The sequence below is a fragment of the Rhodococcus sp. 320_ES genome, assembly GCF_059691855.1.
Genome location: NZ_JCAWAG010000001.1, coordinates 1,160,152 through 1,175,539 on the forward strand (window position 1 = coordinate 1,160,152; position 15,388 = coordinate 1,175,539).

The 15,388-nt window shown below is 67.4% G+C and carries 15 protein-coding genes, 1 tRNA gene and 1 pseudogene; 7 read left to right on the forward strand and 10 right to left on the reverse strand.

Features of this window, described 5'->3' with window-relative positions; translation table 11 throughout:
* Window positions 1–9: 9 nt before the first annotated feature.
* The 5 genes from AC59JP_RS05765 to AC59JP_RS05785 form a co-directional block, all read right to left on the reverse strand.
* Window positions 10–1,284, reverse strand: a complete 1,275-nt coding sequence (locus AC59JP_RS05765) for a CoA transferase (RefSeq protein WP_497324889.1) — start codon at window positions 1,282–1,284, stop codon at window positions 10–12.
* Between the two features lie 32 nt (window positions 1,285–1,316).
* On the reverse strand, window positions 1,317–2,591 hold the full coding sequence (locus AC59JP_RS05770) for a saccharopine dehydrogenase family protein (RefSeq protein ID WP_497324653.1): 1,275 nt from the start codon (window positions 2,589–2,591) through the stop codon (window positions 1,317–1,319).
* Window positions 2,592–2,632: 41 nt separating this feature from the next.
* On the reverse strand, window positions 2,633–4,129 hold the full coding sequence (locus AC59JP_RS05775) for a glutamate-cysteine ligase family protein (protein ID WP_497324654.1): 1,497 nt from the start codon (window positions 4,127–4,129) through the stop codon (window positions 2,633–2,635).
* A gap of 15 nt (window positions 4,130–4,144) precedes the next feature.
* Window positions 4,145–5,569 (reverse strand): SDR family NAD(P)-dependent oxidoreductase, encoded by a 1,425-nt coding sequence (locus tag AC59JP_RS05780; protein ID WP_497324655.1) that lies wholly within the window; start codon window positions 5,567–5,569, stop codon window positions 4,145–4,147.
* Between the two features lie 77 nt (window positions 5,570–5,646).
* Window positions 5,647–5,732: transfer RNA gene (locus AC59JP_RS05785), tRNA-Leu, on the reverse strand.
* A 241-nt stretch (window positions 5,733–5,973) separates the two neighbouring features.
* On the opposite strand from AC59JP_RS05785, the pseudogene AC59JP_RS05790 reads away from it, so the two are divergent.
* Together AC59JP_RS05790 and AC59JP_RS05795 are read left to right on the forward strand one after the other, a co-directional pair.
* Window positions 5,974–7,299 (forward strand): annotated as a pseudogene (locus AC59JP_RS05790) (M20/M25/M40 family metallo-hydrolase); the annotation flags it as partial.
* Window positions 7,300–7,314: 15 nt separating this feature from the next.
* Window positions 7,315–7,845 (forward strand): YbhB/YbcL family Raf kinase inhibitor-like protein, encoded by a 531-nt coding sequence (locus tag AC59JP_RS05795; protein ID WP_497324656.1) that lies wholly within the window; start codon window positions 7,315–7,317, stop codon window positions 7,843–7,845.
* Here AC59JP_RS05795 and AC59JP_RS05800 read toward each other — a convergent pair.
* From AC59JP_RS05800 to AC59JP_RS05810, 3 genes are read right to left on the reverse strand one after another with little or no spacing between them, the layout of a single operon-like run.
* The gene (locus AC59JP_RS05800) at window positions 7,842–8,915 is read right to left on the reverse strand and encodes a quinone-dependent dihydroorotate dehydrogenase (RefSeq protein WP_497324657.1); all 1,074 of its coding nucleotides are present in this window, start codon (window positions 8,913–8,915) and stop codon (window positions 7,842–7,844) included. The two genes, AC59JP_RS05795 and AC59JP_RS05800, sit on opposite strands and share 4 nt — an antisense overlap.
* Window positions 8,916–8,917: 2 nt before the next feature.
* Window positions 8,918–9,157, reverse strand: coding sequence for a DUF5703 family protein (locus AC59JP_RS05805; RefSeq protein WP_497324659.1), 240 nt, complete (start codon window positions 9,155–9,157; stop codon window positions 8,918–8,920).
* A 15-nt stretch (window positions 9,158–9,172) separates the two neighbouring features.
* On the reverse strand, window positions 9,173–10,180 hold the full coding sequence (locus AC59JP_RS05810; protein ID WP_497324660.1) for an NHL repeat-containing protein: 1,008 nt from the start codon (window positions 10,178–10,180) through the stop codon (window positions 9,173–9,175).
* Window positions 10,181–10,347: 167 nt separating this feature from the next.
* Here AC59JP_RS05810 and AC59JP_RS05815 point away from each other — a divergent pair, with 167 nt between their 5' ends.
* Entirely contained in the window at window positions 10,348–10,713 is a 366-nt protein-coding gene (locus AC59JP_RS05815; protein ID WP_497324661.1) for a hypothetical protein, read from the forward strand.
* Here AC59JP_RS05815 and AC59JP_RS05820 read toward each other — a convergent pair.
* Window positions 10,710–11,642, reverse strand: a complete 933-nt coding sequence (locus AC59JP_RS05820) for an aldo/keto reductase (RefSeq protein ID WP_497324662.1) — start codon at window positions 11,640–11,642, stop codon at window positions 10,710–10,712. The genes AC59JP_RS05815 and AC59JP_RS05820 overlap by 4 nt on opposite strands.
* Before the next feature lie 163 nt (window positions 11,643–11,805).
* On the opposite strand from AC59JP_RS05820, the gene AC59JP_RS05825 reads away from it, so the two are divergent.
* From AC59JP_RS05825 to AC59JP_RS05840, 4 genes are all read left to right on the forward strand, one after another.
* Window positions 11,806–12,651 carry an undecaprenyl-diphosphate phosphatase gene (locus tag AC59JP_RS05825; protein ID WP_497324664.1) on the forward strand — a complete coding sequence of 282 codons (846 nt, stop codon included), beginning with the start codon at window positions 11,806–11,808 and terminating at the stop codon, window positions 12,649–12,651.
* Between the two features lie 72 nt (window positions 12,652–12,723).
* Window positions 12,724–13,437 (forward strand): histidine phosphatase family protein, encoded by a 714-nt coding sequence (locus AC59JP_RS05830; protein WP_497324665.1) that lies wholly within the window; start codon window positions 12,724–12,726, stop codon window positions 13,435–13,437.
* Between the two features lie 99 nt (window positions 13,438–13,536).
* Complete coding sequence (locus AC59JP_RS05835; protein WP_497324666.1) at window positions 13,537–14,133, forward strand: DUF3090 domain-containing protein; 597 nt, start codon at window positions 13,537–13,539, stop codon at window positions 14,131–14,133.
* Between the two features lie 2 nt (window positions 14,134–14,135).
* Window positions 14,136–14,948, forward strand: coding sequence for an SCO1664 family protein (locus tag AC59JP_RS05840; protein ID WP_497324667.1), 813 nt, complete (start codon window positions 14,136–14,138; stop codon window positions 14,946–14,948).
* On the opposite strand, the gene AC59JP_RS05845 is transcribed toward AC59JP_RS05840, so the two are convergent.
* Window positions 14,899–15,372, reverse strand: a complete 474-nt coding sequence (locus AC59JP_RS05845) for a MarR family winged helix-turn-helix transcriptional regulator (RefSeq protein ID WP_497324668.1) — start codon at window positions 15,370–15,372, stop codon at window positions 14,899–14,901. The two genes, AC59JP_RS05840 and AC59JP_RS05845, sit on opposite strands and share 50 nt — an antisense overlap.
* Between the last annotated feature and the right edge of the window lie 16 nt (window positions 15,373–15,388).

The following is a 15,388-nucleotide window of genomic DNA, read 5'->3' on the forward strand; positions in this document are numbered from 1 at the left end:
GCGATTGTGTCACCACCGCGCGTCGTCGGATCCCCAGTCGTGACTGGGGAACGGGTAGTCGTCGTATTCGGCGAGCGCGGGTCTGGCCGCCGTGATCGCGCCGTGTGTGCAGACGGTGTCGTCGTCGGGAAGAACCGCGGACGGTGGGTTCTCGGCTCGCCCGGGCGCGGCGAGCAACCACGCGGCGGTACGGGCCAGCGACACCGTCACGTCGCGGCCGATCCCGTCGGAAAGCTGCGCCGCCAGCGCGTCCACCACACCCGCGGCGAGCAGGTATCCGCTGGCGTGATCGAGCGCCTGGGCGGGAAGCGCTCCCGGTGTGCCCTCGATCGACGCGATTCCCGACGCCGCCTGGACGAGGCTGTCGAACCCGCGCCGATGCGACCAGGATCCGCGCTCGCCCCATGCACTGACTCGCCCGTGGACCACCCCGGGCGCGAGCCGAAGATCCAGTGCACCGGGGCGGTAACCGGTGACCACGATGTCGACGCCGCTCATGAGAGCGTCGAGTTGTCGACGGTCGTCCGGATCACGGAGATCGAGAAGGGTCGAACGCTTGCCCTGGCCGTTCTCGCGGTGCTGCCAGGCGATCTCGGACAGGTGGGGCGGGTCGACGCGCACCACGGACGCGCCGAGCAGCGCCAGCGCCCGGGTCGCGACGGGGCCGGCGATGACTCGGGTCAGGTCGAGTACGCGAATGCCCGCCAGCGGCGAGACGGTCGTGGCCTGAGGCGGACCGTACGGATCGCGAAAGTCGGGTCGCATGGTCCGAGACACCAGGGGTCCCGATGCGGAACGCCGCCCCGGTTCGGACGCGGCCCAGTCCTGTTCGGTCCGCACCCGCACTGCGAGCCCGCCGGCCGCCATGACCGTATCCTCCACGTCAGCGCCCGAACGGCGTTCGAGCTCGGTCGCGAGATCGTCCCGAGATGCTCTGTGCCGCAGACCGAGAGCCTCCAACAGTCGGCTGCGGTGGTGCGGATAGTTCGCGTGGGTGCGCACCCATCCGTCGGCCGCGGGGAAGAAGCCCGAGAGCTCGGCAAAAGCGTTCACCGGTTCGCCGTCGATTCGGAGCATCTTGTCACCGGAGAAGGAGGCTGAGATGCGGGCGGGGTCGAGACGCCATGGCGCCGTGTCGAGTTCGCGAACAGCCCGGTAGCGATCGACGGCGCTACAGAAGGCGGCCACCGATCCCGTCGCCAGCGCCGCCACGGGCAAGCGTGCCGACAGGTAGGGACGAGCCGCCGACGCGACCGAGATCGAGCTCGACGTGTCGAGCGCGATCTCGTAGTCGGACAGCAGAAGCTCGTGCACCACTACACCTTTCGGGCCGAGACCTCGACTCCCGCGTCTCGCAGACGGGTGATCAGGGCGTCACCGATACCGGTTGCGGGAGTGAGCACCCCGCCGCCCAGGCCGGGGAGCTGGTCACGGTTCAGCGCGAGGGCGAGTGCGGATTCGCCCAGCATGATCGCGGTGGCCGCGTAACCGGGGTCGCCCTTGGCCTTCACGCGGGAGACGTAGTGCTCACCGGTGGTGGTGGTCGTGTAGATGTCGACGGTGAAATGACCCTTCTGTTGGGTCTTCTCGCTGGGCCCCTCGCCCGGCTTGGGTAGCACCTTGTCGAGCACGAAGCGAGTGGGCTTGAACGCCAGCCCGGCCACGACCGCGCCGAGTCCGGCGGCCACGGCACCGGCGAGCACGGGGGACAGCGGCGACGATCCGACGCTCATGACCTCGTTGTACTTGAACGTCTTGCCGTACGCGTACCCGAGAAGGGCGTTGGACCGCCGGACCACCCGAGAGTTGTACGACGCCATCACGAACGGTGCCTTGTAGCCCTTCAGCGACGGGTGGATCGACGAGCCCTTCATGATCGGCGCATCGTTCTGGCGGCCGAGATCGGGCTCGATCGAGCGGTCGGGGCTGAGCGAGTAGGGGCTGACCGCGATCTTCCGGGCCTTCTTGCTGGCCGTGATCTCGTCGATCTGTCCGCGCAGCGAGTCGATGGTGCCACCGCTGACGCCACCGCTCATCGACGTGACGACCAGCGTGGTGTCGGTGAGTTCACCGGCGCCGTCCTGGTTCACCTTCTCGTAGAGTGCGAACACGCCGATGTCCGACGGGATGGAGTCGAACCCGCACGAGTGGACGATGCGCGCGCCGGTCGAGTGCGCCAACTCGTGGTTCTCGTCGGCACTTTCACGGGCGAAGAGCACCTCACCGGTGAGGTCGACGTAGTCCGTTCCGGCTGCGGCGCACGAATGTGCCAGTGCCTTGCCGTATTTGGCGTAGGGACCGACGGTCGTGATCACCACCTGCGCTTTGCCCGCAAGCGCGTCGAGGGCAACGGTGTCGTCTGCCTCGGCCACGAGGATCGGCCAGTCGGCAGCGGTAGACCCGAGGGTGGATCGGACCGACACCAGTTTGCTCTGCGAGCGCCCTGCGAGTGCGATGCGAGTTCCCTCGGGTGCAGCGCCGGCCAGGTGCTTGGCGACCAGTGCCCCGACGAAGCCGCTGGCCCCGTAGACGATGACGTCGAAATCTCGGCGACGTTGTGCAGCGGACGTGGGCTGTTCGGAAGAAGCCATTCACCAACCCTACGTCCTTCGAAACCCGGGCTTTCGGCCGCTCACACCGTCCAGGTGTGCACCGGATCGCCCTGGTGCATGCGGTCGAGGTATTCGGCGAGCATGCCCGCGAGCGCCGTGGGGCGATCGTCTCCCGCTTTCTCTCGGGCTGCGACCGACGCTCGTTGCCACACCGATCCCGATTGCCTCGCCAGGCACCGGGCTTCGATGACACCGAGGTAGCGATCGCGGACGTCCGCGTCGACTCCGTACGCCTGCAGGCCCGCGTCGGCCAGGGGGAGCAGACGGCGCAGGACGAGTTCCTGCGGGCCCACCCAGCCGACCTCGGGCCAGTAGAGCCGGGCGTCGAAACCGCCGCGTGCTGCGGCGTGGACGTTCTCCTCGGCCGCGTCGAACGACATCTGCGACCAGACCGGCCGGTCGGCGTCGACGAGCGCGCGCACCGTTCCGTAGTAGAAGGCGGCGTCGGCCATGATGTCGACGACGGTGGGACCGGCGGCCAGCACACGGTTCTCGAGGCGAATGTGGTGGCCGCCGTCGGACGTGTCGTAGACAGGCCGGTTCCAGCGATAGACGGTGCCGTTGTGCATGCGGAGTTCGGTCAGTTTCGGGGTTCCCCCGTCGGCGAGGACCTGAACGGGGTCCTCCTCGGAGACGACGGGAAGCAGCGCGGGGAAGTAACGCGAGTTCTCCTCGAACAGGTCGAAAATGGAGGTGATCCACCGCTCGCCGAACCACACTCGGGGCCGCACACCCTGATTGACGAGTTCCTGTGGCCTGGTGTCGGTGGCCTGCTCGAACATCGGGATGCGGCTCTCGTGCCACAGCGCCTTGCCGGCGAAGAACGGCGAATTGGCCGACAGTGCGATCTGAACGCCCGAAAGCGCCTGCGCCGCATTCCAGTACGAGGGGAAGTCCAACGGCGCGACCTGCAGATGCAACTGCACAGAAGTGCACGCCGCCTCCGGAAGAATGGTCTCGCAGATGATGTTCAGGGTTTCGACGCTGATCTCGTCATTCAGCGGAACACCCGATATGGAGAGCTCGATGTCCTCGCCTCGCGCCGCGAAGATCTGCTGATCGAGCAATTCGTATCGGGGATTGGACGAGAACCAGTGCCGGGCGAAGTGCTCTTCGGTCAGCGTGGGGAGCATGCCGATCATCGCCAGTCGGCTGCCCGATTCCTTCGCGCGTGCGTCCGCAGAGTCCAACGATGCCCGCAGTCCCGCCTCGAGAAAACGCATGTTGCTGGCGCTCAGCGGTTTCGGCGCCACGTTGATCTCGATGTTGAACTGCCCCAACTCCGTCTGGAAGTCGGGGTCGGCAATGGCTTCGAGTACGGCGGCATTGGCCATCGCCGGTTTCATCGTGTCGTCGACCAGGTTCAGCTCGACTTCCATACCCAGTCGTGGCTCGTCGACACTGAATTCGTCGTTCGCGAGCATCGTCGCGAGTGCGTCCAGGCACCGCTGTACCTTGCGCCGGAATTCCTGTCGGTCCTGACGACTGAATGTCCGTGCTTCGACTTCATCGCCCATGTGCCAATCTCACCATTACCAGGGCGAAGGGGCGTAGTCCTTGAGAAATTTGCCGTGAATGTCGTGCCCGGCCTCGCCCTGCACGATGGGGTCGTAGACGCGGGCCGCCCCGTCCACCAGGTCCAGCGGTGCGTGGAAACCCTCGTCCGCCAGGCGCATCTTGGTCGGATGGGGGCGCTCGTCGGTGATCCACCCGGTGTCGACGGCAGTCATGAGGATGCCGTCGGACAGCATCTCTCCGGCGCTGGTGCGCGTGAGCATGTTGAGCGCAGCCTTGGCCATGTTGGTGTGCGGGTGCCCGGGCCCCTTGTATCCGCGCCCGAACTGCCCTTCCATTGCCGAGACGTTGACGACGTACTTGCGCCGGGCCTGCGCAGCGGCCATGGCGGGACGCAGGCGCGAGACCAGAATGAACGGCGCAACGGAGTTGCAGAGCTGGACCTCGAGCAGCTCCATCGGATCGACCTGATCGACGGTGTGAACCCAACTGTTGGTGTCGGCGAGATCCGGCACCAGTCCACCGGCGTCGATGGCGACGCCCATCTCGATGCGCTCCGGCGACGCCGAGCCGGCCACCAATGCCAGCGCCGAGACCGCTTCGAGCGCAGTGGTCGGAACGGACCCCGCCAGCGCGGCGGGGTGCGCGTCGCTCGTGTTGCCGAACGTCAGCACCTCGACGGGCGTTTCCTCCAACACCAGTGGCGATTCCGCGTCGATCAACGCGGAATACGATCCGGCGGAACGCTTCACGGTCTGCGCCGCATTGTTGATCAGGATGTCGAGGGGGCCCGACGCCGCGACGGAGTCGGCGAGCGAGACCACCTGCGCCGGATCACGGAGGTCGATGCCGACCACCCGCAGTCGATGCAACCAGTCGGCGCTGTCGGGCATGGAGGTGAACCGGCGCACGGCGTCGGCCGGGAAGCGGGTGGTGATGGTGGTGTGCGCCCCGTCGCGAAGGAGGCGCAACGCGATGTACATGCCGATCTTCGCGCGGCCGCCCGTGAGCAGCGCGCGTCGCCCGGTCAGGTCCGTCCGGGCGTTTCGCTTGTCTCGATTGAGCTCTGCGCACGCCGGGCACAACTGGTGATAGAACGCGTCGACCACTGTGTAACGCTGTTTGCAGATGTAGCAGGGACGAGCACGCAGCAGCGTGCCCGCCGTCGCTCCGGTCGCGCCGGAGGTCAACGCCAATCCGGCGGTCTCGTCGTCGATGCGCTCGGGCGATCCCGTGGCCGTGTTCGCGATGACGGACCGATCGGCTTCGGAGACCTTGGTGCGCGACTCGATACGGCGACGCTTCTTGATCGACTTGAACAACTGGGCCGTAGCACGTTGCAGCGCAACGGAATCGGGGTGCTCGTCGTGCAGTTCGGATGCCTGAGCGAGTACCCGGATACAGACCTCGAGATCGTCCGGATCGATGGTCACGCTGCTCACTTCCGTTCGGCTCTCACGGCAACACTGTCACGACAAAAGAAAAGACCCCGATTCCGGCGAGAATCGGGGTCTGTGCGTGTCCGAGGGGGGACTTGAACCCCCACGTCCGTTAATAGGACACTAGCACCTCAAGCTAGCGCGTCTGCCATTCCGCCACTCGGACATCACTGTTTGCACGCAAACAGCAACTGCCGCTCCGATTTCTCGGTGCGACGGCAAACATTAGCCGATCACTGCCCACGAGACAAAACCGCACGTCGCACGCACGGCACACAGGGCCCTGGTAGGAAAGACGAGTGACTGACACCGATCAACCGAGTCGTTCCGCAGGCTCCACTCCAGATCAACCGAGTCGTTCCGCAGGCTCCACTCCAGATCAACCGAGTCGTTCCGCAGGCTCCACTCCTACCGCGGCGGTGGACGAAGTCGTCGATCTGGTCGCGTCCCTCATCCGCTTCGACACCTCGAACACCGGTGAGCTGGCCACCACGGTCGGCGAGAAGGAGTGCGCCGAGTGGGTTGCCGCCCAACTCGAGGCGGTCGGTTACGAGACCGAGTACGTCGAGTCCGGACAACCGCGGCGCGGCAACGTGTTCGCCCGGTTGAAGGGCGCCGACTCCACACGTGGAGCGCTTCTCGTACACGGACATCTCGACGTCGTTCCCGCCGAACCCGCCGACTGGAGCGTGCACCCGTTCTCCGGGGCCGTCGAGGACGGTTACCTGTGGGGCCGCGGCGCGGTGGACATGAAGGACATGGTCGGCATGGCACTCGCCATAGCTCGCGAGTTCAAATCGTCCGGAACGGTCCCGCCGCGCGATCTGGTGTTCGCATTCCTGGCGGACGAGGAAGCGGGCGGCACGTGGGGCTCGCACTGGCTTGTCGAAAACCGCCCCGACCTGTTCGACGGAGTCACCGAGGCGGTCGGTGAGGTCGGCGGTTTCTCGCTGACCGTCGCGCGTCCGGACGGCACCGAGAAGCGGCTCTACCTCGTCGAGACGGCCGAGAAGGGCCTGGCGTGGATGCGCCTGACCGCCAAGGCCCGAGCTGGTCACGGATCGTTCCTCCACGATGAGAACGCCGTCACCTACCTCGCGGAAGCCGTTGCCCGACTGGGCAATCACACGTTCCCGCTCGTCATGTCGGACTCCGTGCGCGAGTTCCTGGCCGCCGTCTCGGACGAGACGGGTATCGATTTCGATCCCGAGTCGCCCGACATCGACGGGATGCTCGCCAAGCTCGGCAGCATTGCGCGCATCGTCGGAGCCACCTTCCGCGACACGGCGAACCCGACCATGCTCTCCGCCGGATACAAGGCCAACGTCATCCCGCAGACCGCGACGGCCGTCGTCGACTGCCGGATCGTGCCGGGCCGGAAAGCAGCGTTCGAGAAGGAGGTCGACGAGCTGATCGGCCCGCACGTCGAACGCGAATGGATCACCGACCTCGACTCCTACGAGACGACGTTCGACGGCGCCCTCGTCGACGCCATGAACGACGCGATCCTCGCCCACGACGAGAACGGGCGCACCGTCCCGTACATGCTCTCCGGGGGCACCGACGCGAAGGCGTTCGCCAAGCTGGGCATCCGCTGCTTCGGATTCGCCCCGCTCAGGCTTCCGCCGGATCTCGATTTCGCGGCGTTGTTCCACGGAGTCGACGAACGGGTACCCACCGATTCCTTGGTGTTCGGCACCAAGGTGTTCGCGCATTTTCTGATGCACAGCTGACCGAAAGGATTCGTCATGTCGTACGACCCGTACGCCGCGCTACCCGATCTTCCGTCCTTCGAGCTCACGAGCGAGGACATCACCGACGGCGGGCCGCTGAGAGAGGATCAGGTCAGCGGAATCATGGGCGCCGGCGGGCACGACCAGTCGCCGCAGCTGACCTGGTCGGGATTCCCCGAGGGAACCAAGAGTTTCGCCGTCACCGTCTACGACCCGGACGCACCCACCGCCTCCGGGTTCTGGCACTGGGCCGTCGCGGACATTCCCGCGTCCACCACGTCGCTGGTCGCGGGTGCGGGCGACGACCACGGCACCGGCCTGCCCACGTCCGCGATCACGTTGAAGGGTGACGCCGGCGTGGCGCGCTTCATCGGCGCCGCTCCGCCCGCCGGTCACGGTCCGCACCGCTACTTCGTCGCGGTCCACGCCGTCGACGTCGAGTCGTTGGGAATCGACGAGACGGCCACCCCCGCCTACCTGGGGTTCAACCTCTTCTCGCACGCCATCGCACGCGCGGTGATCGTCGGGACGTACGAGCAGAACTAGCGGGCGCCCGACCCCACCGCGTCGCTCAACGATCGGAAGCCGGCGGCACGAGCACGCCGCGCGATTCCCGCGTTGAGCCGACGCGCCCAGAACGGTCCGCCGTAGACGAAGCCGGTGTATCCCTGAATCAGGGATGCGCCGGCTTCGATGCGTTCCCAGGCCTGATCGACCGTCTCGATGCCGCCGACGGACACCAACGCGATGCGCCCGCCGACGCGACTGTGCAGGCGCCGCAGCACCTCGAGGGACCGCGCCGCGACGGGTGCGCCCGACAGCCCGCCGGCGCCCATGGCGTCGACGTCGGCCTTGGCCGTGCGCAGACCGGTGCGGGCGATGGTGGTGTTCGTGGCCACGATTCCGGCCAGATTCAGTTCGACGGACAGATCCGCGACGGCGTCGATGTCGTCGTCGCTGAGGTCGGGGGCGATCTTGACCAGAACGGGCTTGTCGACGACGGACTGCACCGCGGCCAGCAGAGGCCGTAGCGACTCGACGGCCTGCAGGTCACGCAGTCCCGGCGTGTTCGGCGAACTGACGTTGACCACCACGAAGTCGGCGACGGGACCCAGCAGCCGAGCGCTGGTGGTGTAGTCGTCGGCCGCACCCTCGGGTGGGGTCACCTTGGTCTTGCCGATGTTCGCGCCGATCGGGACGTCGCCGCGGCGGCGGCTCAACCGGCCGGCGGCGGCAGCGGCACCGTGGTTGTTGAATCCCATGCGGTTGATCAGGCCACGGTCCGCGGGGACGCGAAACAGGCGCGGCTGGGGATTGCCGGGTTGCGCGTGCGCTGTGACGGTGCCGATTTCGGCGAAGCCGAAGCCGAGTGGACCCCACGCGTCGACCCCCGTGGCGTCCTTGTCGAACCCCGCCGCGAGACCGACGGGGGAGGGAAACCGAACTCCGAAGACGGTGCTGGCCAGCAGAGGGTCGCGGGACACGAGAACTCGCGACGCGACGGCACGTGTCGGAGGGAGCCGAGTGACCCACCGCATCGCGGTGAACGACAGGTGGTGAATACGTTCGGGCGGAAGGAGAAACATTGCCCTGAGCAGCAACTGGTACGGGGACATGCTCACATTCCGGGTTCGGGCACGTGCGTGGCCGTCTTGCGCCGCTTGAGCAACACTCGGCGGCTGCCGTCGGTGTACAGCCGAACCCGCGAGAGCTCCCACCCGCCGAACTCCGCGGAGATGGCGAGGCGCATCGAGGCGCTCACTCGCGTGACGTCCGGCGGAAGCCGCAAGGGGACGTATTCCCAGTCGTCGGATGTGCTTTCCCAACCCGAGGGCAGGGTGCGTTTGGCGCTGCTCATCTGTTCGTCACCTCGTCATTCACTGCGGGACTGGATACGTTGGATTCCTTGCCCGTCGGACGAGCCTACGAAAAGATCGCCCGATTGCGAGTCGACGGCCAGCGAGTCGGGCTGCCGAACCGTCGGGAAGCGGGCCGTCTCGACTCCGAGCCCGGTGGAGACGTCGTACCCCACCACCTCGTTGGTACTCGTCGACGTCACCCAGATGACGCCCGACGTGGTGTCGAAGGCCACTGCGAACGGGGACCCGGCGACGGGGAAACGCTGGCGCAGGATGAGGTCGTCGTCGGTGAACAGGAGGAGTTCGCCGTCGGCCGTGTCCGTGACCGCGATGCGCCCGTCCGGTGACGACGCCAGATTGGTCGCGCCCTCACCGGCGCGCAAGGCCGGTCCGAGGGCGCCGCCGTCCGCGTCGATCGACGTCACCGAGGTCTGCTTCGTGTCCAGAGCGGTCAGCTGGCCGTCGATCGACGACAGGGCGTCCACCGACGCGAGTCCGCCGATCGTCTTCGTGATCGCGCCGGACGAATCCAGGATGTGAATCTCACCACTGGCGTTGCCGACCGCCAGTCCGTCCTCGAAGGGCGCAGCGGACAGTGCGCCGCCGTCGACCGTGATGTCCTGTACCGCGCCGGACGCGCAATCGACTTGCAGCACACCCGAATTCGTCGTGACAAGTACCGCTCCGTCCCGGTCCGCCGTCACAGAGTTGCCGGCCTCGGGCAGCGTGATCGTCCGCGGGGGGGAATCGGCGCCCGACGCGGACTGCAGCAGCAGCGTCGTGCGATCGCCGGTCAAGGCGGCGACGGTACGCGAGTCGGCGTCGAACGTGATGGAATCGACGGACGTTCCGGCCTCGGACACGACGCCGGCAGGCGCTGTCGTCACCTCGGGAGACGTTGCGGCAGTCTCGGGTTCGCGAACGTTGAGGTTCGTTCCGCCGTCACCGGACGAGCAGCCGGCCGCGACGGCAACCAGAAGACCGACCGTGATCGCGTGACGGCGGGCAACTGGTGACAACATTCGGGTCCACTACTTTCGTCGGCATTACAGGGTCGGCATTACAGGGTCGGCATTACAGGGTCGGGCGGATCAATTCGATCATCCACGAGTGGCGCGGGCGCGGTCGGGGAGCACCGGCCGGTAGCGTCGGGGGTCGACAGGAGTCGAGGAATCGGGAGGGCAGAGAAGTGGAGAAGCACCAGCACTCCGACGCATCGCCCGTGTTCACCGTCGACGACATCTCGGTCGGCGCGTACGCGCACGGATTCGGCGACACCGAGGACGGGCGTACCTATGCGTTCCGGGTACGGGGCAATCGAATGTTCGTCGACGTCTATCGCGCCGACCTCGCCTCGGCCGTTCCCGACGAACGGGACGTCGAGGCCACCGCGGAAGTGTCCGTCGTCGATCTCGATCTCGCCGACGAACGCAGCCTCGTCGGCGCGGTGCGTGACGCCGTGGCGTCGGCGACGCCGGTCGACGGCCCCGCCAACGACGGGTCGAGCATCCGCGCGGTGCTCTCCCGCATCGGCTCCGTGATCGATCCGGGCTAGCTGCTCACGTCGTCCAGCGCGGACACGATGGCGGGGGGCAGCTCGAGATCGTCGGCGGCCAGGACTCCGGTCAGCTGACCGATGTCGCGTGCACCGACCACGGCCGACGACACGCCCGGCCGGTCGCGAACCCAGGCGAGCGCCACGGCCAAGGGCGACGTGCCGAGCCCGTCCGCGGCGGTGGCAACCGCTTCCACCACATTCGCCGCGCTTCTGGTCCGGTACCGCTCGATGCCCGGAGCGCGCGCATCGTCGGCTCCGCGCGAGTCCGCCGGAATCCCGTCGCGGTACTTGCCGGTCAGGACGCCGCCCGCCAGAGGCAGGACCGCCAGGATGCCGGCGCCGTGATGCTGGGCGGCCGGAATCAGTTCGTCCTCGACGTCGCGCGCCAGCAGCGAATACTCCGCCTGCGCGGCGACGGGCACGACGGACCCGCCGGCGCCGCACGCGGTGGCCAACTGCCACCCGAGGTATCCGCGAACCCCGACGTAGCGCACTCGTCCGGACGTGACGGCGTAGTTCAGGGTGGCCGCGATCTCCTCGGTGGGCGTACCGGGATCCCACGCGGCCACGTTCCACAGGTCAAGGTGGTCCGTACCCAGCTCGAGCAGGGTCGAATCGAGCACGTCGAGCAGCCCGCGCCGCGAGCAATCCGTGTGCGCGACACCGTCGCGCGTGGACACCCCGGCATCCGAACTGATCACGAGGTCTACGCGTGGCACGACGTCGTCGACGATCTCGGCGAGCACACGCAGCGCGCGGCCGTCGCCGTACGCGGGCGACGTGTCGACCAGAGTGCCGCCCGCCTCCACGAACGCGGCGAGTTGCGCAGCGGCGCCGTCGCCGTCGACACCGCGGCCCCAGTCGGCCGTTCCGAGTCCGAGCCTGGACACACGTAGGCCGCTGCGTCCGACCGTCCGTTCAATCATGGGCGTTTCCACATCATCGTCGTATTCGTCCCGTTCCCCTGCACACCGCGATGGTCGCCGACGGCAGAACCCTAGTACGGTCACGCTCCGTGACCACCTCCTGCTGCTGCCGCACTGCTCCGACCGGAACCGCACCGGCCCGATCCGAAACGGGGCCACGCGCGTGATCGAGTCCATGACCTGGCTGCAGGCACTCGTTCTGGGGGCGGTGCAGGGCCTCACCGAATTCCTGCCGATCTCGTCCTCGGCGCACCTGCGGATCGTCTCGCAGGTGTTCTTCGGTGACGACGCGGGCGCGTCGTTCACCGCCGTCACGCAGCTCGGCACCGAGCTGGCGGTGCTCATCTACTTCGCCCGCGACATCGGACGCATCGTCGCGGCGTGGTTCCGCGGTCTGTTCGACAAGTCGCAGCGCGGCAACCTCGACTACCGCATCGGGTGGTACGTGATCATCGCCACCATTCCGATCGGTCTGCTCGGGTATCTGCTGAAGGACCAGATCCGCACGGGCGCACGCAATCTCTGGGTCATCGCGACGATGCTGATCGTCTTCGCCCTCGTCATCGCGGTGGCGGAAAAGGTGGGTCGGCAGACGCGGCCGATCGAGAAGCTGACGACGCGCGACGGGTTGGTCATGGGCGCCGCGCAGTGTCTGGCGCTCATCCCGGGTGTGTCCCGGTCGGGAGCGACGTCCAGCGCGGGCCTGTTCATGGGCCTCACTCGTGAAGCGGCCGTTCGGTTTTCGTTCCTTCTCGCCATTCCCGCCGTCACGGCGTCAGGCCTCTTCTCGCTTCCCGACGCGTTCGAGCCGGCGGGAGAGGGACTCAACGCGTCGGGCGCGCAGCTGATCGTGGCCACGATCATCGCGTTCGTGCTCGGCTACGCCTCCATCGCGTGGCTGCTCAAGTTCGTCGCCAATCACTCGCTCTACTGGTTCGTCGGTTACCGCATCGTCGTCGGCGCAGCAGTGCTCGTCCTCTTGAGCACGGGAGTCGTGGCCGCCACCTAGGCCTCCGGGCAGGCCGGAGGCCGGTCGTGGCCTCCGGGCAGGCCGGAGGCCGGTCGTCATTACGCTGGGAGCATGACGGTCATCCTTTTGCGGCACGGGCGGTCCACGTCCAACACGGCCCACACGCTGGCCGGCCGCACCCCGGGCGTCGAACTCGACGTCACGGGCGTGGCTCAGGCCGAACGGGTCGTCGAGCGGCTCGACGGCCTCCGGATCGACGCCATCGTGCGCTCGCCTCTTCTTCGGTGTGAGCAGACGGTCGCGCCGCTGGCCACGGCGCGTGAGCTCGAGCCCACGGTCGAGGACCGGATCGTGGAGGTCGACTACGGGGAGTGGACCGGACGCGGGCTGAAGGAACTGGTCACCGAGCCGCTGTGGAAGGTCGTGCAGCAGCATGCGTCGGCCGCCGTCTTTCCCGGCGGAGAAGGATTGGCCGACGTGCAGGCGCGGGCCGTCAAGGCCATCCGCGACCACGACCGCAGACTCGCCGAGGAGTTGGGCCGCGACGCTCTGTGGGTGGCGTGCTCGCACGGTGACGTCATCAAGTCGGTGCTCGCCGACGCGTTGGGATGTCATCTCGACGAGTTCCAGCGGATCATGATCGAACCGGCGTCCATCAGCATCGTGCGCTACACCGAGACGCGTCCTTTCGTGCACCGAGTGGGTGACACGGGCGGGGATCTGTCGGCGTTCGTTCCTGGCGAAACCGCGCCGACCGACTCCGAGCCCGCCGCTGACCAGCCGGAACGCTCCTCGTCCGACGCCGTGCCCGGCGGAGAAGTCTGATTCCGGGCCCCGTCTGCGTCGTCGACCGTCCGCCACGCGCAATACTGCGGATAATGGGTATGACAGTTCCGAACGTCGGCGCGATCAAGGGAGGTGCTCATGTCCCGCGCGATTCACGTATTTCGCACTCCTGATCGTTTCGTCGCCGGAACGGTGGGGGAGCCGGGTGATCGCTCGTTCTTCCTGCAGGCGGTCCACGAGACTCGCATCGTCAGCGTCGCACTCGAGAAGCAGCAGGTGCAGGTGCTCGCCGATCGGGTCGGGCTTCTTCTCGAAGAGGTTCACCGCCGATTCGGCACGGACGTGCCGCCGGAGGAAATCGAACCGCGCGACGTCCACCCGCTGGTGATGCCGGTCGACGCCGAGTTCCGGGTCGGCACCATGGGACTCGGGTGGGACGCCGACGCCAACGCCGTCGTGGTCGAGTTGCTCGCGATCACCGAGACGGAGATCGACGAGTCCGTCGTCCTCGACGACACCGACGAAGGCCCCGACGCCGTCCGCGTGTTCCTGAGCCCGGAGCAGGCCCGCGAGTTCGCGACGCGCAGCGAACGGGTGATCGCAGCCGGTCGCCCACCGTGCCCGCTGTGCGGTGAGCCGCTGACCCCGTCCGGACACATGTGTGTCCGCACGAACGGATATCGCCGCGGAACGGTCCTCGGCGACGAATCCACCGAATTCGGCGACGAGAACTGATCTTGAGCGGAGCCTCGGACACCGATCTGCTGACCACCGGAGAACTGGCCATCGTCGGGCAGGTCACCACCGCCAGCAACGCCACCCTCGTCTGCGAGATCGCTCGCCCCGACGAGGAGGCACCGCTTCGGTGCGTCTACAAGCCGGTGCGCGGAGAACGCCCACTGTGGGACTTTCCGGACGGCACCCTGGCCGGTCGCGAGGTGTCGTCCTACCTCGTGTCCGAGGCGCTCGGCTGGGGCGTCGTGCCGACGACGGTCCTGCGCGACGGACCGTTCGGACCCGGCATGGTGCAGAGATGGATCGACACCGCGGAGCACCATCCGGAGCGCGGGGAGGGCATCGACATGGTCGACCTGTGCCGACCCGACATGATTCCCAGCGGATACATCCCCGTCCTGCAGGCCTACGACGACGTGGGGGACGAGGTGTCGCTGGTGCACGCCGACGACCCGCGTCTACAGCGGATGGCGGTGCTGGACGTGCTGGTCAACAATGCCGACCGCAAGGGCGGGCACGTTCTCGAAGGTCTGGACGGATCGGTGTACGGAGTCGATCACGGCATCTGCATGCACACCGACGACAAGTTGCGCACCGTGCTGTGGGGCTGGGCGGGCCGCGCGATCGACGACGGGGCGATGGCCGACGTCGTCGCCTTCGCGGAGAAATTGGGCACCGGCTTCGCCGACACGCTCGCCCCGCACATCACCGACAACGAGATCGACGCCCTGATCGCGCGGACGGCAACGTTGATCGCACGGCCGGTCATGCCGAAGCCGGACCGACACCGCCCGATTCCGTGGCCGGCTTTCTAGAACCCGACAGGTCGCGTACGAGCTGCAGCAGCTGATCACGCAGAGCGTCCGGGTCGGACACGGAATGAAGCGCGCTGTCCTCCCGCTCGGATGCGATGACCGTCGCCAGCATCTCTCGGCCGCTGTCTGTGATGGATACCAAGACTCGACGGTCGTCGCTCGGGTCGCTCTTGCGCTCGACCATCCCCGAACGAGCCAATTTCTCCACCGTCCGACTCATGGTCTGATCGGTGACTCGGCTCGCCCGTGCCATGTCGCGCTGCGACAGCGACGCGTTGCGAATCGTGTGCAGGGCAATCAAACCCGCGTGCGTGACGCCGTGGGACTCGAGCAGCTCGCTCCACGATTGCTCGACCAGACGCGCGGCAGTCGAGAGCAGTCGACCCGTCGGCCACTCGTCGAACCCGTCGACCTCGCTCGTCATGGCCACCTCGTTTCGT